Here is a 23,693-nt window from a genome sequence, read left to right on the forward strand (position 1 = left end):
GCAGTCGATGAGCCGACATGCAGAAGGAGAGGTCTATGGTCGCGGATCGCAGCGAGGCCGGGCTCGCATCCGCGCGACCGGGTACCGCCACGACAACACGGCGTCGGCCCAAGAATCGCAAGGCACAGATCGTGCGAGTGGCCGCCCGGGCCTTCAGTGAACGCGGCTATCATCCGGTCGGCGTCGACGAGATCGCCGCTGAGGTCGGGATCTCAGGTCCGGCGCTGTACCGGCACTTCGCCAACAAGTACGCCCTGCTGGTGGCGGCAGCCGAATCCGGCGCCCAGCAACTTCTCGACGCCGCGCAGGCCGCCGACGCACCCGGACTCGACCCGAAATCGCGCCTCACCGCACTGATTCGCGCATCGGCCGAACACACCATCGATGTACGCCGCGAGGGCGGCCTGTACCGCTGGGAGCGCCGCTACCTCGAGCGCGCGGACCGCGCCCGCATCCGGGTGATCTACGACGAACTACAGGCTCTGATCGAATCCGCTGTCGCCGGGCTACGACCGGAGGCGCCGCCGGCCGATGTCGAACTGCTGTCCACCGGCATGCTCGGCGTGATCGGCAGCATCACCGCCCACCGCACCGCCCTGTCCAATACCCGGCTCACCGACCTGATCCTCGACATGTGCTGGTCCATCCTGCACACCGAACTGCCGCCGCTCCCCGACCCCGCGGCCGCGGCCGCCCCGGTGCGCGGACTGCCGCTGAGTTCCAAACGCGAACAGTTGCTCACCGAGGCGATCCGGATCTTCGGACGCCAGGGCTATCACGAGGCCAGTATCGAGGAGATCGGCGCGGCGGTCGGGATCAACGCCTCGAGCGTCTATCGCTACTTCGCGAGTAAATCGGACCTGCTGGCCGCCGCCTTCCATCGCACCGGCGAACGTGTGGCCATCGCCAACTCCGAGGCGCTGGCCGAGGCAACCAGTCGCTCCGACGCCGCCCTGCGGATCGCGGCACGCTTCGCGCGACTGACCTTCGCGACCCCGGAGATCCTGCCGGTCTATTTCGCCGAATTCTCGAATCTGCCCGCGGCGGATCAGCAGAAGCTGCGTTCGGTGCAGCGGCAGAACGTGCTGGAATGGGCGCATCTGCTCGACGACGATCCGGCCGAGGCCCGTTGCCGGGTGCATGCGGCCATCGCTCAGGTCGTCGATGTCGGTAGGCGGGTGCGCTTCGAGAATCGGCCCGAACATGTCGCGCGGGTCTGCGCTCTGATGGAAGCTGTTCTGCTGGGCTGGGATTCGCCACCGGAAACGGCGGCCGAGCCGCGGAAGGCGTAGCGACTTCACAGCCGCGCCGCTACAGCCGGCTGTGTCGCATTCGGAAGACAGCGCGAGTGAACCGCAGGTGGCGCGGATGGCGGTCGAAACTCGACAGGTCGACCGGCGCGCGATAACGCTTCTCCGCGATGGCGAGCGTGCGGCTGAATTCGCGTAGTCCGGCCGCGCCGTGGGTATGTCCCTGTCCGTACTCGCCGACACCGCCGAAAGGCAGGGCCGGGTTGGCGGCGTACGCCATCGTCGAATTCACGGTCACCACACCGGTTCTGATGCGTTCGGCGAATTCGTCGACACCACGCACGTCGCGGGTGAATATGGAGACTGCCAACCCCTGGTCGGCGGCGTTGATGCGCTCGATCGCCTCGTGGATGTCCGCCACCCGGTTTACGATCAGCACCGGGCCGACCGCCTCGGCGGTGATCGCCAGGCTGTCCTCGGGCACATCGGTCAGCACGATCGGCTCGATGTACGGCTCGCGAATCGATTCCAGACCGCCCACCACGGCCCGGCCGCCGCGCGCGATCGCATCCTTGACCTGCCGCCGTACCCCGTCGACCTGCGACTCGACGATCATCGGACCGTAGGAAGCCTTGCGGTCCGCGCCGGGCCGCAGTGAACGCGCCTGCGCGACAACGCGTTCCAGAAACGGCTCGTACACCGAGTCGGCAACGTAGGCACGCTGGATTCCGGCCGGACTCTGCCCCGCGTTCGACATCGCTCCGAAAACCGCTGCCTCCGCGGCGGTATCGAGTTTGGCGTCGACGTGCACGATCATCGTGCCCTTGCCGGCCTTCTCGACCACCACCGGGGTCAGGGTGGGAGCGCACAATTCGATGACCTCACGGGCGCCGGCCTCGGAACCGGCGTAGGCGACCTTGCCCACCCGAGCACGGCACAATTCGGCACTGGTGGAGCTGTTTCCGGTGATCGTCTGCAGCACAGGCTTGTTCGGGGCCAGCGCGGCCCAGCTGTCGGCCAGCCACATCCCGACCCCCGGGGTGAGCTCACTGGGTTTGAACACCACCGCGTTGCCGGCCGCCATCGCATAGGCGATCGAACCCATCGGGGTGAAGACCGGATTGTGCGGCGAACCGAGCACGCCGACCACGCCCAGCGGCAGATAACCGACCGAGGCGCGCTGATTGCGGGTCAGCCAGGTCGAGGCGAGTCTGCCTCGGCCCAAGAACTTTTCGGCGTTGCGCGCAGCCCAGTTCAGATGTTCGACCGCGAGCATGATCTCGATGGCAGCATCGACCTTCGGCTTACCGGTTTCGGTGCAGACCAGTTCGGCGAGCTGACCCGCATTGCGCGTAATACTGCGCTTCCAATCCAGCAGCCACCGCTTCCGGCCGGCGAATCCGATTGCCGCCCACCACGTCTCGGCCGATCCGGCGGCACGCACGACATCGGTGACAGCAGCGGCGTCCATAATCGGATATTCCCCGATGAGCTCGCCGGTGCGTGGATCATGGGACTTCAGCATCTCGGCCATTGGCCACCCTCTCGCCGGCGGAGACCTCGGCATTCGTTCGACGTGTGCACCGGCAGCGGGCGGGCGACGATGCCGCGGACGGGTGCGGACGAATCGGACCCGCCTCCCTGCTCGCCAGACTATGGTGCGACCCGTCGGCCGACAACAACCACGATCATCCCACGAACCGCGCGGTCTGCGCCCCCACCAGCGGGGATGACAACCTACACCGGACCCACCCCGCGAATGTGATCAAAACCACACCTCACCCGTGGCGGCGTACCCCTCCCGGACCCGCTTTCCAGCAAAAGACAACGCCATGTTTCAGATAACGGTAGAAAGACTCGTGGCGCCGCCCCGGCGCCCGGGCCTGCGCGGCAGCTCGAGGAAGTAACATCGCGCCCGGTGGAAGGTATCCATCAACCGGGGCGACGATCAGCGTTCCGGACAATCCGGTCGCGGCCCGGCCGATAGTGGAGAGTTGATGCCGAGTTTGGACAGCACAGGATCACACACACCGCGTGAGGGTTCGGAGTCCACTGCGGCAACGTCCGGGGCTACCGACGCGGTAACTGCTGGCGCCACTGCGGGTGGTCCCGGCGCCGACCCCGCGGTCATGGTCGACGACGTCCACAAATCCTTCGGCGAGGTCCAGGCGCTACAGGGAATCAGCTTCACGGCCGCGCGGGCCTCGATACTCGGCATTCTCGGCCCCAACGGCGCCGGCAAGACGACGATGGTAAAGGTCCTGTCCACGTTGCTGCGGCCCGATTCGGGTAGCGCGTCGGTTGCCGGACACGACGTGGTCGGCGATGCCGCCGGGGTGCGGCGTTCGATCATGATGACCGGGCAGTATGCGGCGTTGGACGAGAACCTGTCCGGGCGCGAGAATCTGGAGCTGTTCGGGCGGTTGATGGGGCTGCCCAAGAAGGACGCCCGCCGCCGCGCCGACACGTTGCTCGAGGAGTTCGATCTGGTCGGCGCCGGGAAGCGTGCGGTGCGGCACTATTCCGGCGGTATGCGCCGCCGGGTCGACATCGCGTGTGGGCTGGTGGTGCGGCCGGAGGTGGTGTTCCTCGACGAGCCGACCACCGGCCTGGATCCGCGCAGCCGCCAGGGCGTGTGGGATCTCGTCAACGCGCTCAAACAACAGGGCATCACAGTGCTGCTGACCACCCAGTATTTGGAAGAGGCCGATGTCCTCAGCGACAACATCATCGTCATCGACAAGGGCACGGTGATCGCCGAGGGCACCGCCGATGAACTCAAAGAGAAGACCGGCGGCAGTTACTGCGAGGTGGTTCCGCTGGACCCGACGCAGTTGCGGCAGGCGGTGACGGCGCTGGGCGAGCTGGTGCCCGAGGCGTTCCGGCACGAATTCGCCGGTGACCGGATCTCCATTCCTGCTCCGGACGGGGCGAGCACCCTTGCGGAGGCCGTGCGCCGCCTCGACGCCGCCGGACTGGAACTGGCCGACATCGCGCTGCGGCGGCCGTCGCTCGACGACGTATTCCTGTCCATCACCGGACATTCGGGCGGACAGCAGTGAGCGCACCGACGGCCGAGACCCAACTGTTCGACCAGTTGCCCGTGGCGCGGATCTCCGGTTTCGCGCAGTGGCGGGCGCTGACCGGGCGGATCGTGTACACGATGGCGACCAAGGGTGAGCTGGTTGTCGCGGTGATCACCCCGCTGGTGTTCACCCTCGGTTTCTACCTTCCTCTGCGCTTCGTCATGCAGGTCAAAGGCATCGATTACGCGCAGTTCGTGATGCCGATCATCGTGTTGCAGACGATGTCGTTCACGATGATGTCGAATGCGCAGATCGCCGCGTTCGAGGCCATGACCGGACTGCACAGCCGCCTGCAAACCATGCCGATCGGCCCGATGGTGCCGTTGACCTCCCGCATCTGCGCCGGCCTGGTGCGCTCGGTGACCTCCCTGATCGCGGCCCTACTCTTCGGGTACATGATCGGGTTCCGGTTCACCGCCGGAATCGGACAGGCCGTGCTGTTCTGCGTCTTCTCCCTTGCCGTGGGCACCGTGCTGGCCATCGGCGCCGATGGATTGGGCAGTCTCACCAAGAGCCCGGAATCGTTGAGTCAGGCACTGACGCTGCCGACCCTGATCTTGGGCATGCTGTCCTGCGGATTCGTTCCGGAAGCGGGATTCCCGGAATGGGTTCGGCCCTTCGCGCGCAATCAGCCGGTCTCGCAGTTCTCGTTCGCGCTGCGGGATATGGCCGCGGACGGGGTGAGCTGGCACGTCTTGTGGGTGCCGCTGGTGTGGTTGGCCGTGCTGGCGGTGGCGTTCGTGCCGCTGGCGGTGTGGGCGAGTGTGAGGCGATCGTGAGCAGTCTGGCCATCGAAACGAACGCGGTCCCCGCTGAGGCCGCCGGCTGGAGCGCGCCGCTGCCCGCGGTCGCGCCGAGTTCGGAACGAGCGGTGTCGACCTGGGCCCGGCACAGCCTGATCCAGTGCAAGCGGTTGCTGACGGGCTGGGCGCGCGACCCGGCGACCACCGTGCAGACGTTGATCTATCCGGCGCTGACCCTGCTGATGTTCCGGATCGTGCTCGGCGACACGATCACTCAGGTCACCGGCATGCCCAGCGTGTACGGCACGGTCCCGATGATCACCCTCGTCGCCGCCATGTCGGGCGCGGTGGTCAGCGCGCTCGGCTTCAAAACCGAGAAGCAGACCGGCCTGCTGGGCCGGTTCTGGACCATGCCGATCCATCGCGCCGCGGGACTCACCGGACGGCTGCTGGCCGAGGCCATCCGCGTGCTGATCACCACGCTGTTCGTGCTCGTCGTCGGTGTCTGCATCGGATTCCGGTTCTGGAACGGCCCGCTGGCCTCATTGGCCATGATCGCCATCCCGGTAATGTTCGGCGTGGGCTTCGCGGTGATGGTGACCGCCCTGGCCACCGTCTCCGAGGGCGTGATGCTGGTCAACATCATCGCCATCATCAACACCTTGCTGCTGTTCTTCAACTCCGGCTTCGTCCCCGTCTTCGCCTACCCCACGTGGCTGCAGAAGGCCGTCGAGAACCAGCCGATGAGTACCGCGATCGACGCGATGCGCGGGCTGTGCTGGGACGGCCCGATCGCCTCGCCGCTGCTGAAGACAGTGGCCTGGGTGCTGGGAATGATCCTGGTCTTCGGATACCCCGCGATCCGCGGTTACCAGCGGGCGGCCGAAACAGGGGCATGAACCACGACTAAAACGCCATGCGGGCGCACCCACGCAGCTCGCCGATGTAGGTGGACATGGCGTCGCGGTTGCGGGTCAGCAGCTCGATGCGTTGGGTGAGGCGGTCGCGCTGGTGTTCCAAGGCGGCGATGATCTCCGGTGTCGCATCGGCGAAATGGATATCTCGCGGGTCGTCCAGGCACGGCAGGATCTGTTTGATGATCCGGGTCGGCAGGCCCGCGTCCAACAGGCCGCGGATGTGGACAACCTGGTCGACCAGGCGGTCGTCGTAGTCTCGATAGCCGTTGGCGCAGCGCCGAACTCGGATGAGTCCCTGTTCCTCGTAGTAGCGCAACAGCCGCGGGGAGGTCTCGGTTCGCTTCGCCAACTCGCCGATCCGCATATGCCCTACCTCACAACGAATTCCGATTGACTTTCACATCAATGTCAACGTTCGATGATACCGGGCATGAGCAAGGACATCACGCTGTACGACTACTCCCCCATCACCGAGCGGGGGCCGATCCACTGGCCGGACGGCAAGCGAGTCGCGTTCTATGTCGGGCTGAATATCGAACATTTCTACGTCGATCTGCCGGGCACCGCGACCTACGACGGCACCACCACCCTGACCCCGGACGCACTGAACTACGGCTGGCGCGACTACGGGCCGCGGGTCGGCATCTGGCGGCAGATCCAACTGCTGGACAAGTACGGTATCCGCGCCAGCGCGCTGTTGAATTCCGATGTGGGAGAGCGCTACCCGCAGATCATCGCGGCCGGCAAGGAACGCGGCTGGGATTGGCTGGCCCACGGCAGCAGCAACAGCCATCTGCATTCCGGGCTCTCGGTGGAGCAGGAGCGCCGGGCATTGACCGATATCGTCACCACCATCGAAAAGACCACCGGCCGTCGCCCGCGCGGCTGGATGGGCCCGGGTCTCACCGAGACCTTCCACACGCCGGAACTTTTGGCCGAACTGGGGCTGGAATACGTACTCGACTGGACCAACGACGACCAGCCCTATCGGTTGAATGTGCCCGGGATGCTCAGCGTTCCTTATTCGGTGGAGCTCAACGATATCGGCATTTTCGTCACCAAGGGCCTGACCGGACCCGATTTCGTACGCATGGTCCGAGACCAGGTCGACCAGCTTCACGCCGACTCCGCCGACAGTGGACGCGTCATGGCCCTGGCCCTGCACCCCTTCATCACCGGGCAGGCGTTCCGGCATCGCTACCTGGACGAGGCCCTCGATTATGTGGTGAATCATCCGGGCGTATGGGTCACCACCAGCGACGATATCGCCACGCACTACCAGCGGACGTAGACGGGCGTCACCGAATCCCTCGCGGCGGACGAACCGTGACCGCAGATCTTCGAGTTTTCATCGTCAGGACAGTGCTCACCGGCATGCCGCGGTGGTGCCCGAGACCGCAGCTCGGCGGATTCGATCAGTTCGCGGTCACCGTCAAATAGATCAGCACCAGGTTCAGGGCGGCGACGATGGCGGCAATCACCCAGGCTGCTGTGGTCGTCGCCCGGTGGTTGACCTCCGCGCCCATCAGCACCCGATCGCCGGTGAACCGCACCAGCGGGATCAGCGCGAAGGGGATGCCGAAGGACAACACCACCTGGGAGACGATCAGGGCGCGCGTCGGGTCCACCCCGGCGGCGAGGATGAGCAGGGCGGGAATGAGGGTCACCACGCGCCGAAACAGCAGCGGGATCTTTCGCCGCAGCAGCCCGTCCATGATCATCGCGCCGGCGTAGGCGCCCACGGAGGTGGAGGCGAGACCGGAGGCCAGCAGAGCTACGGCAAGCAGTAGGGCGGCCCAGGGCCCCAGCACTTCCCGGACCGCGGCGTGTGCGGATTCGATCGAATCGATATCGCGGCCGCCGAGGGTGGCGGCGGCCATCAACAGCATGGCCAGGTTGACCGCACCGGCGATCACCATCGCCAGCCCTACGTCCAGCCGGGTGGCGCGCAGCAGCCGGCTGCGGTATGGGCCCGGTTCGGTTCGGCCGTGCCGGTCTCGGGTGAGGCCGGAATGCAGGTAAATGGCATGCGGCATCACCGTGGCGCCGATCATCGCGGCGGCCAGCAGCACGCTCTGGGCCCCGTCGAAGCGCGGGACCAACCCACCCACGACGCCGGACGGCGAGGGCGGGGAGATCACCACACCGGCCAGGAATCCGATCGCGATGATTGCCAGCAGGCCGATGATGACCCGCTCGAACGGTTGCTGCCCGCGGTGGTTCTGCACCGCCAGCAGACCCATCGAGACGATCCCGGTGATTACCCCGCCGAGCAGCAGGGGCAAATCGAACAGCAGATTGAGCGCGATGGCGCCACCCACCACCTCGGCGAGATCGGTGGCCATCGCGGTCAATTCGGCCTGCGCCCAGAAGGCCAGCCGTACCGGCCGGCCGGCCCGCTCCCGCACGATCTCCGGCAGCGAACGACCGGTCACCACACCGAGTTTCGCCGACAGGTACTGCACCAGCGCCGCCATCGCATTCGCCATGACGACGACCCACACCAGCAGATAGCCGTACTGGGCGCCGGCACTGATATTGGATGCCACATTGCCAGGGTCGACATAGGCGATCGCCGCCACGAACGCCGGACCCAGCAGCACCGCGACCGACCGCAGCCGGAAGCGGATCGTCGTCCGGGGCGTGATGGCGATCGTGTCCATGAAAAATAGTTTACGGGTTGCCGAACTTTTCGATGAGTCATCCCTGCTGAAACGGCGAACCCGCCCCGATCGCTCACGCGATCGGGGCGGGTTCGATGATTCGTACGGGGCGGTCAGATGCCCAGGCCGCGGGCCAGCACCGGCCAGGAGTCGAGGAAGTCGTCGTGCCAGTAGCCCCAGGAGTGGGTGCCCGAATTACGGAAGTTGTACGTCGCCGGGATGTTGAGCGCGTCCAGCTTCGTTTGCAGGTTGTGGCTGCAGTAGTTGGTCGCGGCCTCGATGACGCCACCGACGACGAGCTGGTTACCCAGGCCGTAAGCGCCGGGCAGGGCATAGGGGCCGTTGAGGCTGTCCCACTGGCCGGGCAGACCGTTACCGGAGGAGATGTACAGGTTGGCGCCGCGCAGCTGATCGGCGTGCAACAGCGGGTCGTTGTCCCGCCAGGCCTGGTTGTCGTCGTCGCCGTACATGTTGCGCACGTCGCCGCCGCCCCAGGTGTTGACAGTCAGCTTCACCGCTTCGCGGCCGACCTCGCTGCTGGTCTCCGCGCAACCGGAGTAGGCGGCCACCGACTTGTACAGACCCGGCTTGGCGATCGCCAGGTTCAGCACCGAGGTACCCGAAGTCGACAGACCCGCAATGGCATTGACACCGTTGGTGCCCAGCGCGCCGTCGATCAACGGAGGCAGCTCCTCGGTGAAGAAGGCCTTCCACTTGTTGCGACCCAGATTCGGGTCGTCCTTCAGCCAGTCGGTGTAGTAGCTCCACTTACCACCGATGGGCTGCACGACGTTGACGTTCTTGTCGGACAGGAAGCCGTTGACGATATCGGTCCTCTTCTGCCACGACGCGTCGTCCTCGCCGCCACCCGCGCCGTTGAGCAGATACAGGGTCGGACGCGGCACGGAGGCGTCGGCCGGGCGCTGCACATCGACGGGGAAGGTCCGGTTCATCGCCGCGGAGTGAACGTACAGCCGGATGCTGCGGTCGTCCTTGTAGGTGGCCTTCTCGATACGCGATCCGTCGGGCGACTTCGGGTCGGACAAGAGAGACTTCGAGGCGATGACCGGATCCTCCGCCGAAGCGGTGGTAGCGCCGACTCCGGCCACGACGCCTGCGAGGACTCCGGTGGCCGCGAACACGGCAGCGGCCCGTAGACCGCTACGCCGGAAGTGTCGACGAATCAATGTTCACACCTTCGCTATCTGCTCGACAATTCGGTTTCAGCTGTTCCGGCGACGCCCGGCGAGGCGCACCGGCCAGGTCGGGACGTCACCCGACCCTACGGCCATCTAGTCGTCTGACCAGACCGCTCCGTTACGTGTGCGTGACTCATCATGCCGAACCAGGACCTGGTTCGCGAGGCCCGCCCCGCCCGGCGAGCAACTCCGTCAGTACCGGCCCCAACTCCGCGACCCCTTCGGGCGACATCATCAGGCTGTGTTCGGCCTCGACCCGATATTCGACCACATCTCCGTCCACGTACTTGCGCCAATCCCCGACATCGGTGGTGTTGTCGGAGGCGGTGAAGTACTCGATCCGGCCGCGGAAGACTGCCGGCCGATGCTCGGTGGTCAATTCGGCGGATTGCACCGCACTGCGGTAGATCCGGTGCACCCGTTCCGGAGTGAACGCGCCCATATCGGATCCGAACGCCTCGAACAGCTGGTGCACCGCATCGTCGCTCAGGTCGCGGATATCGCTGTCGCCCGCGCCGATCAGCGCCTCGGCACCGATCCCGATCTCCGCCAATGCTTCTCGCATCGTGCTTCGGAAATGCGCGATATCCATTTCGGCGCGGCTGTCGAACATGATCAGGCTCTCGACCCGCTCCCCCTCGGCCTGCAGCGTGGTCGCGACCGCGTGGGCGAGGACGCCACCGAGCGACCAGCCGAGGAACCGGTACGGGCCGTGCGGTTGCACGGTCCGGATCCGGCGCAGGTATTCCTCGGCCATCTCCCGCAGCGATTGCGGCAGATAGTCGCCTTCGGACAGGGCCGGGGACTGCAATCCGAAGATCGGGCGGTCCGGGATGTAGCGCGCCAAGCCGGCGTAACACCAGGCCAATCCGTACATCGGGTGGAAGCAGAAGACCGGTGTACCGGTTCCCTCGGCGCGGATCGGCAACAGCACCCCGAGCGCTTCTTCGGCAGCGGCGTCGTAGTCGTACGCCGTGCCCGGGGACGCGTCGATACGCCCCGCCAGGGCGGCCACGGTGGCGCCCGCGAAGAACCACTGCACCCGGACATCGACGCCGGTCAGTGCCCGCAAGCGGCTGATCGCCCTGGTCGCGACCAGCGAATTACCGCCGAGATCGAAGAAATCGTCGTCGGCGCCCACCCGACCGAGCTCGAGCACCTCGGCGAAGACCGCGGCGACGGCCTGTTCGGTCGCCGTCGCGGGTTCCCGGTAGGGACGGCCGGACAGCTCGGGCACCGGTAAAGCCTTGCGATCGAGCTTGCCGCTGGCATTGAGCGGCAATTCCGCGAGGACGACGACAGCGGCCGGAACCATATAGGACGGCAACGATTCCCGCGCGCGAGCGAGCAAGCTCACCTCGTCCAGCACACCGTCGGCCGCGACGACATAGGCGACCAGCCGGTCACCGGAAGCGCCGCGCACCAGCGAGACCACCGCGTGCCGGACGGCCGGATCGCGCGCGAGCACCGCCTCGATCTCGCCCAGTTCGATCCGCTGCCCGCGCAGTTTGACCTGGAAATCGCTGCGGCCCAGATACTCGAGCGCGGCCGCACCGTCCGCCTGCGCCCGCCAGCGCACGATATCGCCGGTGCGGTACAGCCGCTCCCCGCCCTCGTGCGCGACGAACCGCTCGGCGGTGAGCGGTGCCGCGTTCATGTACCCGCGGGCGAGCTGCACACCGGCCACGTACAGTTCGCCCGGTGCGCCGGGCGGGACCGGGCGCAGGTGGCGATCCAGGACGTGCACGCGGGTATTCGCGACCGGCGTGCCGATCGGCACGGCGTGCTCGGCACCGGCGGAAACGGGCCAGGCGGTGACCACGGTCGCCTCGGCGGGGCCGTACCAGTTCACCAGATCGGTGCCGGGCAGGGTCGCCGCGAACTGCCGTGCGGTATCCGCCGAAAGCGCCTCACCGGCGGCGAAGACCCGGCGCAGCGACGGATATCCCTGCGACACGGCCGGATTGCCTTCCGGATCCAAGAACGCGTCCAGCATCGACGGTACGAAGTGAACCGTGCTGACCGATCGGGCATCGATCAGTCGCGACAGATAGGTCGGATCGCGATGTCCGTCCGGCTCGGCGACGGCGATCGCCGCGCCGGTGTGCAACGGCCAGAACAGTTCCCACGTCGAGATGTCGAAGGTGATCGGGGTCTTGTGCAAGACCACGTCGCCGGTGCGGTGCGGGTAGGTGCGCTGCGCCCAGCGGAACTGGTTCGCCATCTGCCGGTGGGTGATCACCACGCCCTTCGGCCGGCCCGTCGAGCCCGACGTGTGCATGACATAGGCGACCGCATCCGGATGTATCCGCGGCAGCCGCACCGCCGCGGACAGACCCGCGTCACGCGGCGCCGTGACGTCCACAACCGGGACCTCGGAGGCGGTGACGAAGCCCTCGCGAGCGGTGGTCAGCACACAACTGGGCCGCGTGTTGGCGAGGACGAAATCGTTGCGTTCGGCCGGATGGTCGGGATCCACCGGCACATATCCCGCGCCGGCTCGCAGGACGGCATAGATTCCCACGACCAGCTCGATCGACCGTCGCATGGCGACCGCCACCAGCGATTCGGGTCCGATCCCGCGCGCCGTCAGCTCCCGCGCCAGATCCCGGGACCGGCGGTCGAGCTCCCGGTAGGTGAGCACGGTATCGCCGAAGTACACGGCCGGAGCCTGCGGAGTCCGTGCCAGTTGTGCGTCGAACAGCGTCAGCAGGGTGGCGTCGTCGAGCAGTCGCCGATCATCGGTGGCGTTGTGCGCGGCCAATTCCGCCACTTCGTGGGCGAGCAGTGCGTCCACCTCGGCTACCCGCGCGTGGGGGGTACGCACGAATCGGTCGATCGAATACCGCAACCGGTCCGCGAGCGCCTCGGCCTCCCGGGCACCGAAAACGTCGCGCAGATACTTCAACGAGATGCGCAGCTGATCGTCCAGCACCACCATGACCGTGACCGGATAGTGGGTTCCGGTGACGGACTGCACGCCGTCGACCCGCATGCCGTCGATCGAACCGAGGGCGGCCAGGCCCTTCTCGTCGACCGGGAAGGATTCGAACACCACCAGCGTGTCGAACAGGCCCTCGACGCCGACGGCCCGCTGGATTTCGCTGAGCCCCAGGTAGTGGAAGTCCAGCAGGTCGGCCTGTTCGGCCTGCAGGCGGGTGAGCAATCCGCTCAGGGTTTCCTCGGCGCCCAGGCGAACTCGCACCGGAATGGTGTTGAGGAAAAGGCCCACCATCGTTTCCACGCCGGACAGCGTCGGCGGGCGGCCCGAGACCGTCGCACCGAATACCACGTCGTCACGGTCGGTGCAGCGGCCGATCAGCAGTCCCCAGGCCGCCTGCACAACGGTGTTCACGGTGACGCCCAGCGTGGCGGCCAGTCGGCCCAGTTCGGCCGTATCGGCCGACGACAGGGCGAACTCGACCTCCCCGACACCCGCGGAGATCTCCCGGCCCGGATCGACCGGCGCCAACGGCGTCGGCTCGTCGACACCCGCCAGGGCACGCCGCCACCGGGTGCGGGCGGCCTCGACATCCTGGGCGGTCAGCCACTGCAGATAGTCGCCGTACGACCGCACCGTGGGCAGTTGCCGCGACCGCGCGCCCAGCGCGTAAACGGTCAGCACCTCCTGCATCACCAGCGGGATGGACCAGCCGTCGAGAAGAATGTGGTGGGTGGTCACCAGCAGCTGATAACTGTCCTGACCCGTCCGGACCAGGGTGAAGCGCAGCAGCGGCGCACTCGCCATATCGAAGCGCTCGGCGTAGTCCAGCTCGCGGATCCGGTCCAGTTCGGCCGATACCCGATCCGCGGGCAGCTGCCCGAGATCGATCTCGCGCCACGGCACGTCGACCTGATCCAGCACCACCTGCACCGGGTTGCCCGCGCCGTCGACGGCGAATGCGACCCGGAGGTTGTCGTGCCGGTCCAGCACGGCCTGCGCCGCCGCGTGCAACCGTTGCCCGTTCACCGCACCGCCGAGCGCCACGACGAACTGCATAAGGTAGACGTCGGTGGAGGCGCGGGCGAGTAGCGCGTGGAACAACATGCCCGATTGCAGCGGGGTGACCGGCCAGATATCGGTCACCGCCGGATACCGCCGATACAGGCGATCGATATCGCTCTGGTTCAGTTCGACCAGGGCGAAGTCGGAGACGGTGAAACCGCCGACGCCCGGATGCGTGCCGTGTTCGGCGAGCCCGCCCAGCGCGCGCACCCACTGCCCAGCGAACTCCTTGACCTCGTCCACAGTGAAAACCGTTGCGGCGTAGTCGAATCGGGCCAGCAGCCCGTCTTCGGCGGCATCGACGGTGATATCGAGGAGCACATCACCGGCCGGAGTGTCGGGGTGCGGATGCGCGGGCCGCAGATCGCGATAGCGGAACGCGGTGCGACCCTGCGCCGCCGCGGCCAGGACCGGCTCGGTTTCGGTATTCAGGTACCGCAGCAGACCGTAGCCGATCCCCGCGCCGGGCACCGCGCGCCGCAGCTCCTTGATCTGCGCGATCGCGGCGCCGGCCGCATCGGCACCGAGCAGCGCCTGCTCGACGTCGATGCCGTCGAGGCCGACGACCAGCGGATAAGCGAGGGTGAAACCACCGACGGTGCCGCTCGATTCGGCGCCGATGGCGGCCCGTCCGTCGGCCGACAGCTGAACCACGGGCCCGACGACCTCGGCCACTGTGCCGGGGGTCGGCCCCGCCCAGGCCAGGGCGAGCGCGGTGAGCAGGACATCCTCGATCGTCGCGTGGTAGGCCCGCGCCACCGCGTCCACCGCGGCCGCGCCTTCGGCGGTGAGTACCAGCGAGACCCGGCCGCGATCGGACAGATCGACCTCGTCGACGGCGACTTCGTCCGGAGCCTGTGCGAGATGCTTCTGCCACCAGCCCAATTCGGCGACGGTGACCGTGTCGTCGGCCAGCGCGGCCAACGCCTTACCGACACCGACCGGACCCGCGTAATCGGCGGCCGGCGCCGAATGCCCGCCGGCCCACGCATGCGACAGTTCATCGGCCACGATGCGCCAGGATGTGTCGTCGACCACCAACCCGTTGGCCACGGCGACCAAACTCGTCGGCGCATCCGCGGTTTCATCGCCACCGTCCGGTGCGACCAGACCGAATGCGATGCCGCGACCGGTGTCGGGATCCAGATCCTCCGACAGCGCGCGCACGGCGATCGCGAGGGTGTCGTCACCGGGTGCGAACCGGCGCAGCGACACGGCGACCGGCTCCTCGGGGACCACGAGGACGTTCCGCTCGCGGTCCAGTCGCGCCGACAGGATCGGATGCCGCTGCAGCAGTGCCGAAATCGCCGCATCGATGCGATCGGCCGCGCTGTCGGCCGGCAGATCGATGGTGATGGCACGCTGGGCGCATCCGGAAGGCTCCAGCCGCAGCATGCGCACCGCCGGTGGCAGCAGTGGTAGCTCGCCGAACCGCTCGTCGGCGTGCACCTGCGTCACGGTCGCCCGCGCCGCCAGCGCCTCGACCGAGCGAGCCGAGAACACCTCGCGCGGAAGGAAGTTCACTCCGCGTTCCCGGGCCCGGGCCACCACCTGCAGCGAGACGATGCTGTCGCCACCGAGGGCGAAGAAGTCGTCGTCGAGACCCACCCGCTCGATACCCAGCACCTCGCCGATGACCTCGGCGACCACCTGTTCGGCGACCGTGCGCGGCGCACGATAGCGCTTGACCTCGAGCACCGGATCGGGCAGTGCCGCCCGATCCAGTTTCCCGTTGACGGTCAGCGGCAACGCGTCCAACACTACGAAGGCCGCCGGAACCATATAGGACGGCAGCGCGGATTCGAGCGCCGATTTCACCCGGGCCACATCGAGTTCGCGGTCGGCCGACACCAGATACGCCACCAGCCGGTGGCCGGTGCGGCCGTCGGATTTGGCGACGACCACGGCCTGGGCGAGCTGCGGCAGACGCAACAGCGTCGCCTCGATCTCACCCAGTTCGATGCGGAAACCGCGGACCTTCACCTGGAAATCGGTGCGACCCCGGTATTCCAGCTCACCGTGCGAATTCCAGGCCGCCACATCACCCGTGCGATACATCCGGCTACCGGAAGCGAACGGATCGGCGACGAACCGATCCGCCGTCAGATCCGGACGACCGAAATAGCCGCGTGCGAGTTGCGCGCCGGCCAGATACAACTCGCCGGCCACCCCCACCGGGACCGGATGCAGGCGCGAATCCAGCACATACGCCCGGCTGTTCCATTCCGGGGCCCCGATCGGCACCGAGGTCTCGTCCCGGTCGGTGACCCGATGACTGGTGATCGAGACCGCGGCCTCGGTCGGCCCGTACAGGTTGTACAGCGCAACGTCGGGGTGGACAGCCGCGAAGCGCTGGGCCAGAGCCGCCGGCAGCGCCTCACCGATCGCCAGGACGCGCCGCAGAGCGGTGGCGCGGCGCGCCACCACTCCGGCCGACTCGGTCTCGGTGAGCAGCGCCTCGAGCATCGACGGAACCACATGCAGGGTGGTGACGCCTTCTCCGGCGATGAGCTCGTTGAGGTACTCCGGATCGCGGTGCCCGTCGGGCGCGGCGATGATCAGCCGACCACCGGCCACCGCCGCGGACCAGAACTCCCACACCGACAGATCGAAGGTCGCCGCCGTTTTCAGTAGCACCGCATCCTCGGCACCGAGCTCGAATTCGGCCTGCTTCCAGAGCAATTGGTTCACGATCGCCGCATGCGGCACCGCGACGCCCTTCGGCCGCCCGGTGGAGCCGGAGGTGAAGATCACGTAGGCGGTGTGCTGGCGCCGCAGTGGCGCGAGCCGATCCGCATCCGTGATCGGGTCAGCGGCGATATCCGATAGATCGAGCGCGTCGATCAGCACCACTGCGCCCGCCGCCCCGGCGGGGCGGGCGGCGGGAATGGACTCCGAGCGGCCACGCCAATCACGAACCACCCCGGTCGATTCCGCGGCCGGACCCGACCACGGCAGATCGCCGACATCGGACGTCGCGAGCACACAGACCGGATCGGCGGCTTCCAGGATGTAGCGCGTCCGCTCGGCGGGCTGGTCGGGATCGAGCGGAACGTAGGCGCCGCCCGCCGCGGAGACCGCGTACATGCCCACCACCAGGTCTATCCCGCGCCGCAGGGCCAGGCCGACCCGGGACTCGGGACCGACGCCGAGCGAAATCAATTTCCTGGCAAGGCGATTGACGCGGCGGCCCAGTTCGGCGTAGTCGAGTTCGACACCCTCGCCACCCATTGCCCGGGCGACCAATGCCGGCGCCGCCGGATTCGCGGCCACGCTGCGGGCCAGCAGGTCCGGCAACGTCGCGGTGGTGTCGATCGCTCGGACCGGGCCGCGTTCCAGCTCCATCAGTCGATCGCGCCCGGCCGCGGTCAGCAGGTCGATATCGCCGACCGGCACGGCCGCATCGGCCACCACGGCGCCGAGCAGCAGCGACAACCGCTGGGCGAACTCGGCCGCGGTCGAGGCATCGAAAAGATCCGTGGCGTAGGTGAGGAAGCCACCGATGCCGGCCGCGCGACCGTCCTCGTCGTAGCTGTCGGAGACGATCACATGCAGATCGAACTGGGAGACGTCGAGATCGGCGGCGAGCCCGGACACACTCAGGCCGGGCAATTCCAATTGGGTGCGCGCCACATTCTGGAACGACAAGCCGACCTGGAACAGCGGATGGTGCGCGGTCGAGCGCGGCGGGTTGAGGATCTCGACCAGCCGCTCGAACGGGATATCGGCATGAGCGAAGGCCTGCAGGTCGGTTTCGCGCTGGCGCACCAGCAGGTCGACGAACGACTCGCCGGGTTCGACCCGGGTCCGGAACACCACGGTGTTGACGAACATGCCGATCAGATCGTCGAGTTCGGCTTCACCGCGGCCGGCGACCGGACTACCGATGGCGATGTCGTCGCTGCCCGACAGGCGCGCGAGCAGGACCGCCAGTGCCGAATGCACGACCATGAACAGGGTTGCGCCGTGCGCCCGGGCCAGCTCCACCAGACCGGCGTGTACCTCGGGCGCGATGCGTACATCCACCCGGGCGCCGGCCAGATTCGCCACCGGCGGGCGCGGCCGGTCGGTAGGCAGTTCCAGCACATCGGGCAGTCCCGCCAATTGCCGCTGCCAATAGGAAATCTGCTGGGCCGCAATGGAATCGGGCTGATGCTCGTCGCCGAGCACAGCGCGCTGCCACAAGGCGAAATCGGCGTACTGCACCGCCAGCGGCGCCCAGTTCGGGGCGTGACCGGAGGTCCGCGCCACATAGGCTGTCATCACGTCGCGGACCAACGGACCCATCGAGGAGGCGTCGGCGGCGATGTGGTGGACAACGACCGCGAGGATGTAGACCCGCCGCGAGCCGGGCGCGAGATCGGAGACCTCCAGCAGCCGCACCCGCAGTGGTACCTCGGTGGTGACGTCGAACGATGTCGTGGCCAAGCGGTAGACGACGTCGGTCACCAGACCCGAGGGCGTCGGTTCGGGCTGCAGGCCGAGCCGGGTGTCGACCGGCAGCACCAGTTGGACCGGGCCGTTCGCCGTCTCCGGATAGATGGTCCGCAGCACCTCGTGCCGCGCGACCACATCGTCGAGGGCCGCACTGAGCGCCGCCACGTCCAGGTTGCCCGTGAGCCGCAGTGCGAACGGCAGATTGTAAGCGGCGGAACCGGTTCCGGCTGCCCGCTGGTCGGCGTGGTCGAACCGATTCAGGAACCACATCCGGCGCTGCGCCAGCGACAGGGGCAGCGCCTCGGGCCGCTCGATCGAACCGAGTTCGACGCCGCGGCGGCGGTGTGTCTGCGACTCCACACTCGCCGCGAGCCCGGCCACGACCGGAGCCTCGAACAGCGTACGGACCGGTACCCGGCTCCCGATCGCGGCGCCCAACCGCGCCACCACCTGGGTGGCGATCAGCGAGTTCCCACCGAGGGCGAAGAAGTCGTCGTCGGCGCCGACCCGCTCGATGCCGAGCACCGAGCCGAACACCTCTGCCACGATCTCCTCGACCGGGGTGCTCGGCGCGCGGAATTCGCGGCTGCCGAAGGTCGGTTCGGGTAGTGCCTTGCGGTCCAGCTTGCCACTGGCATTGAGCGGGAGCGCATCGAGGACCGTGACCACCGACGGAACCATGTACGCCGGAAGGGTGTGCGCCACAACCGACCGCAGCCGCTGCGGATCCAGCGTGGTTCCGGGTACCGGGACCACGTAGGCCACCAGCTGATCACCCAGGTCCGAACCGAGCACCACCGCGACCGCCTGGCTGACGCCGGGCAGGGCCAGCAGCGCGGTCTCGATCTCGCCGAGCTCGATGCGCTGACCACGGAACTTCACCTGGAAGTCGGTGCGGCCGATGTAATCGAGGCGGCCGGAACCGATGTCGTCGGCGGCATGCCAGCGCACCAGATCGCCGGTCCGGTACATGCGCGCACCCGTATCGAACGGGTCGGCCACGAATCGATCGGACGTGAGGTCGGGACGCCGCACGTAGCCGCGGGCCAACTGGGCACCGGCCAGGTACAGCTCACCGGGCACGCCGGGCGGAACCGGATGCAACCGGTCGTCCAGCACATAGACCCGGGTGTTCCACTGCGGCAGGCCGATCGGAACGCTCGGCCGCTCGTCGCCGACCGGCCAATAGGTCACCGAAACAGCGGCCTCGGTGGGCCCGTAGAGGTTGTGGATGCGCGCGTCACTGACCGCGCGCACGGCATCGACGGTCTCCGGCGGCAGCGCCTCACCGATGACGAAGATGTCGGCCAGGGTGGGGCAGCTACCCGGGCTGATCTGGGTAGCGAATACCGTGAGCATCGACGGCACGAAATCGGTGACGGTAACCGACTGCGCCGCAATCATTTCCGCGATATAGACCGGATCCCGGTGGCCGTCGTGGGTGGCCAGCACCAATCGTGCGCCCGCGCGTAGCGGCAGGAAGTAGCCCCACAACGAGACATCGAAGGTGGTCGCCGTCTTCTGCAAATAGACGTCCCCGCTGCCCAGCGGATAGGCGGCCAGCATCCACTCGATCTGGTTGTGGATGGCACTGTGCGAGACCGCCACGCCCTTCGGCCGGCCGGTGGACCCGGAGGTGAAGATGACGTAGGCGGGATGCTCCGGCCGTAGCGTCGCGGCCAGCTCCTCCGGTCGCACCGGGGACGCGTCGAATCCGCTGAGGTCCATGGTGTCCAGGCGCAGTAGCGAAATGTGCGCAGGCACCGGGACCGCATCGGCGCGAGTGGTCACCACACAGACCGGCTCGGCGGTCTCGAGGATGTGGGTGATGCGCTCGACCGGATGGTCGGGGTCCAGCGGCACGTAGGCGCCACCTGCGGTAATGATGGCGTACATCCCGACGACCAGGTCCAGCGAGCGGCGAATCGCCAGGCCCACCAGCGTTTCCGGACCCACACCCCGGGCGATCAGCAGGCGTGCCAGCTGATTGACCTGCGCGTCGAACTCCGCGTACGTGAGCTCGGCGCCCTCGTAGCGGAGCGCGACGGCGCCCGGAGTCCGCTGTACCGCACGTCGATACCCGTCCAGAAGCAGCTCCGGCTCGACCGGATGGGCGGTGTCGTTCCACGCGCGCAGAATCTGCTCGCGCTCAGCGGAATCGAGCAGTTCGATCTCACCGACGGCACGCTCGGCATCCGAGCCCACCGCGCGCAGGATCCGGACGAGTCGATCGGCGAAACCGGCGACCGTCTCCTCGTCGAAAAGGTCCGCCGCATAGGTGAACATCGCCGACAGACCGCCAGGGGTGCTCCCCTCCTGACGCGGCACCACGGTCAGCTGCAGATCGAATTTCGCGATGGCACCGTCGAATTCGACCGCGTCCACGGTGAGCCCGGGCAGCTGCAGCCGGGGTGTTTCCATGTTCTGGAAGAACAACGCCACCTGAAACAGGGGGTGGTGCGCCTGCGAGCGAACCGGATCCAGAACCTCGACCAGGCGCTCGAAGGGTAGTTCCGCATGGGAGAACGCGCCGAGGTCGGTCTGTTTCACCGCGGCCAGCAGCTGCTCGAACGTGGCCCCGGAATCGACGGTGGTCCGCAACGCCAACGTGTTGACGAACATGCCGACCAGCGCGTCCAGTTCCGCCTCGCCGCGCCCGGCGACCGGGGTACCGACGACGATGTCGTCGGTACCGGAGGCCCGCGCCAGCAGTACCGCGAAGGCCGCGTGCATCACCATGAACAGCGACGTGCCGGTCCGCTGCGCGAGTTCGTCGAGTTCGGCGTGGATAGCGGCGTCCAGCTCGAAGCGATACTGCGCGCCGGCGCCGGAGGCGATCTGTGGACGCGGCCGGTCGAACGGCAGATCGAGTCGTTCGGCACTGCCCGCCAAAGTTTTTCGCCAGTATTCGATCTGCCGGGCGGCGATCGAATCCGGATCGTTCTCGTCGCCGAGAACCGCGCGCTGCCACAGCGCGTAATCCGCGTACTGCACCGGCAGCGGCACCCAGCGCGGCCGAGAGCCGTTGCGGCGGGCCAGGAACGCCGCGACCAGATCGCGCATGAACGGCGCGATCGAGGCGCCGTCCGCCGCGATGTGATGCACCACGATCCCGATCACATGGTCGGTCGGCCCGACCTGGGCGACGGCGATGCGCAACGGCACCTGGACGGCGACATCGAAACCGGCGAGCAGTTCGGTGGCCAGCCAGCCGCCGAGTTCGTCCTGCGGCACCGGGCGCGGCGTCAGATCCGGAACCGCTTCCTCGGCAGGCAGAATCACCTGATGGCCGGTGCCGTCGATGGCCGGGTAGACGGTGCGCAGAGTCTCGTGACGTTCGATGACATCGGCGACGGCTGCCTGCAGCGCCGCCACGTCCAGTGCGCCGGTGAGCCTGATCGCGAACGGAATGTTGTTGGCGGGCGAGTCCGGATCGAACTGGTTGAGAAACCACATTCGCTGCTGCGCCAGCGACAACGGGATGTGCTCGGGGCGCGGCATCGGTACCAGCGGCAACCGGCCACCCGCACCCGCGAGCGGCTCCAGCCGCTGTGCCAGTTGCGCCACCGTCGGAGCCTCGAACAGCAGCCGCGCCGGAACCCGAGCCGAGATCGCCGCGCCCAGCCGGGCCGCGACTCGGGTCGCGATCAGGGAGTTTCCGCCCAGATCGAAGAAGTCGTCGTCGGCGCCTACCGGCGCGCCCGGGTCGAGCAGCTCGGCGAAGACGCCCGCGACCATCTCCTCGAGCGCATTCGCGGGCGCCCGGAACTCCCCCGCGGCCAGCACCGGCGCGGGCAGTGCGGAGCGATCCAGCTTGCCCACCGGCGTCAGCGGGATTTCGTCGAGCACCATGAGGGTGGTGGGCACCATATGCGTCGGCAGGCTGTGGCCGGCATATGCGATCAGGGTGTCGGGGTCGGCCGCCTGCCCCGCCGCGGCGTGCACGTAGGAGACCAGAATGGTGGCGCCGGTCGGCAATTCGTGCCCGACCGTGACCGCGAAATCGACCGAGTCGTGGCCGGCCAGGACCGCGTCGATCTCGCCGAGCTCGATGCGGAAGCCACGGATCTTGACCTGGAAGTCGTTGCGGCCCACGTACTCCAGCTCACCGGCTGCGGTCCACCGGACCAGGTCGCCGGTGCGGTACAGGCGAGAACCGTCGGGATCGAACGGATCGGCTACGAAACGCGCGGCGGTCAAACCGGGACGCCGGTGGTATCCGCGCGCCACCTGTGCGCCCTTGATGTACAACTCGCCCACAGCGCCGCGAGGCACCTGTGCCAGTCGTTCGTCCAACACATATTCGGTGATCGCGCGAATCGGGCCGCCGATGGTCACCGTCTGCCCCGGGACCAACGGCGCGCTGATGTTCGTCATGATGGTCGTCTCGGTGGGGCCGTAACCGTTGAAGAACTCGCGGGTCGCGCCGTCGTCGCCGATCGGAATCACCCAGCGCCGCACCAACTCCGCGGGGCAGGCCTCACCGCCCGCCACCACCACCCGCAGCGCGTCGAGTCCGGCCGGGTCCACGGAGGCCAGCGCCGCGGGCGTCACGAAGGCGTGCGTAACCGCTTCGCGGCGAAGCAGACTCGCCAATTCGTCACCACCGAGGACCGAGGGCGCGGCCACCACCATCGTCGCCGCGCCGCCCAACGCCAGCAACAGCTCCAACACCGATGCGTCGAATGACGGCGATGCGAAATGCAACGTGCGCGAATCACTTGCGACGCGATAGCGCTCACGCTGCTCATCGCAGAAACTCGACAGCCCGGCCTGAGTGACGACGACGCCCTTGGGTTTGCCGGTCGATCCGGAGGTATAGATCACATAGGCGGGATGTTCGGCGCGCAGCGGACGCAGTCGATCGGCATAGGTGACCGGATCGCCCGGAAATTCCGCGAGGGCGGCGGCGAATTCGGGCGCGTCGACGGTCAGCCACTCGACCGAGTCCGGCAGATCCGCGGCGACCTGCGCGACCGTCAATCCGAGCTTCGCCCCGGAATCGGTGACCATGTGCGCGACCCGGTCGGCGGGATAATTGGGATCCACCGGGACGAAGCCGGCGCCGGTTTTGGCGATCGCCCACACCGCGAGTACCGACTCCACCGACCGCGGGATGCCGACCGCGACCAGATCCTCGGGACCGAGCCCACGGTCGATGAGCAGGCGGGACAGCCGAGTGGACCGCTCGTCGAGTTCGGCGTAGGTGATCTCGGCCACTGTGGTGGTGGCGTCGGCGTAGACCAACGCGGTGCCGGTGGGATCGGCCTCGACCGCGGTGGCCATCAGCTGCGGCAGGGTGGTCACACGGGGCCGACGCGTCCGGGCCGGACGGGTCCGTGCGGGCCGCGTCATGCCGTCCCGCCCAGCACGTACTTGCCGCTGACCATCC

The 23,693-nt window shown here is 67.7% G+C and carries 10 protein-coding genes; 5 read left to right on the forward strand and 5 right to left on the reverse strand.

Annotated features, from left to right (window positions below):
* The first annotated feature begins 35 nt into the window (after nucleotides 1-35).
* Nucleotides 36-1,292 carry a TetR/AcrR family transcriptional regulator gene (locus NMI01S_RS01990; protein WP_062994320.1) on the forward strand — a complete coding sequence of 419 codons (1,257 nt, stop codon included), beginning with the start codon at nucleotides 36-38 and terminating at the stop codon, nucleotides 1,290-1,292.
* Between the two features lie 19 nt (nucleotides 1,293-1,311).
* On the opposite strand, the gene NMI01S_RS01995 is transcribed toward NMI01S_RS01990, so the two are convergent.
* Entirely contained in the window at nucleotides 1,312-2,775 is a 1,464-nt protein-coding gene (locus NMI01S_RS01995) for an aldehyde dehydrogenase family protein (protein WP_084512314.1), read from the reverse strand.
* 604 nt (nucleotides 2,776-3,379) lie between these two features.
* On the opposite strand from NMI01S_RS01995, the gene NMI01S_RS02000 reads away from it, so the two are divergent.
* Genes NMI01S_RS02000 through NMI01S_RS02010 form a run of 3 tightly spaced genes read left to right on the forward strand, consistent with a single transcriptional unit; the run spans nucleotide 3,380 to nucleotide 5,978 of the window.
* Nucleotides 3,380-4,312, forward strand: a complete 933-nt coding sequence (locus NMI01S_RS02000; protein ID WP_062994322.1) for a daunorubicin/doxorubicin resistance ABC transporter ATP-binding protein DrrA — start codon at nucleotides 3,380-3,382, stop codon at nucleotides 4,310-4,312.
* Complete coding sequence (locus NMI01S_RS02005; RefSeq protein ID WP_062994323.1) at nucleotides 4,309-5,115, forward strand: ABC transporter permease; 807 nt, start codon at nucleotides 4,309-4,311, stop codon at nucleotides 5,113-5,115. Before NMI01S_RS02000 ends, NMI01S_RS02005 begins: the two co-directional genes overlap by 4 nt.
* Before the next feature lie 5 nt (nucleotides 5,116-5,120).
* The gene (locus tag NMI01S_RS02010; RefSeq protein ID WP_062994718.1) at nucleotides 5,121-5,978 is read left to right on the forward strand and encodes an ABC transporter permease; all 858 of its coding nucleotides are present in this window, start codon (nucleotides 5,121-5,123) and stop codon (nucleotides 5,976-5,978) included.
* Between the two features lie 7 nt (nucleotides 5,979-5,985).
* On the opposite strand, the gene NMI01S_RS02015 is transcribed toward NMI01S_RS02010, so the two are convergent.
* Nucleotides 5,986-6,360 (reverse strand): MerR family transcriptional regulator, encoded by a 375-nt coding sequence (locus tag NMI01S_RS02015; RefSeq protein WP_062994324.1) that lies wholly within the window; start codon nucleotides 6,358-6,360, stop codon nucleotides 5,986-5,988.
* A gap of 66 nt (nucleotides 6,361-6,426) precedes the next feature.
* On the opposite strand from NMI01S_RS02015, the gene NMI01S_RS02020 reads away from it, so the two are divergent.
* A complete protein-coding gene (locus tag NMI01S_RS02020; protein ID WP_062994325.1) occupies nucleotides 6,427-7,287 on the forward strand; it encodes a polysaccharide deacetylase family protein in 861 nt (286 codons plus the stop codon).
* A 124-nt stretch (nucleotides 7,288-7,411) separates the two neighbouring features.
* On the opposite strand, the gene NMI01S_RS02025 is transcribed toward NMI01S_RS02020, so the two are convergent.
* The 3 genes from NMI01S_RS02025 to NMI01S_RS02035 all read right to left on the reverse strand — a co-directional run bounded on the left by NMI01S_RS02025 (nucleotide 7,412) and on the right by NMI01S_RS02035 (nucleotide 23,608).
* Nucleotides 7,412-8,659, reverse strand: coding sequence for an Nramp family divalent metal transporter (locus NMI01S_RS02025; protein ID WP_062994326.1), 1,248 nt, complete (start codon nucleotides 8,657-8,659; stop codon nucleotides 7,412-7,414).
* Between the two features lie 113 nt (nucleotides 8,660-8,772).
* A complete protein-coding gene (locus tag NMI01S_RS02030) occupies nucleotides 8,773-9,801 on the reverse strand; it encodes an alpha/beta hydrolase (protein ID WP_062994327.1) in 1,029 nt (342 codons plus the stop codon).
* 193 nt (nucleotides 9,802-9,994) lie between these two features.
* Nucleotides 9,995-23,608 carry a non-ribosomal peptide synthetase gene (locus NMI01S_RS02035; RefSeq protein WP_245716671.1) on the reverse strand — a complete coding sequence of 4,538 codons (13,614 nt, stop codon included), beginning with the start codon at nucleotides 23,606-23,608 and terminating at the stop codon, nucleotides 9,995-9,997.
* Nucleotides 23,609-23,693 lie beyond the last annotated feature (85 nt).

Source organism: Nocardia mikamii NBRC 108933 (genome assembly GCF_001613505.1).
Classification (GTDB): Bacteria; Actinomycetota; Actinomycetes; order Mycobacteriales; family Mycobacteriaceae; genus Nocardia; species Nocardia mikamii.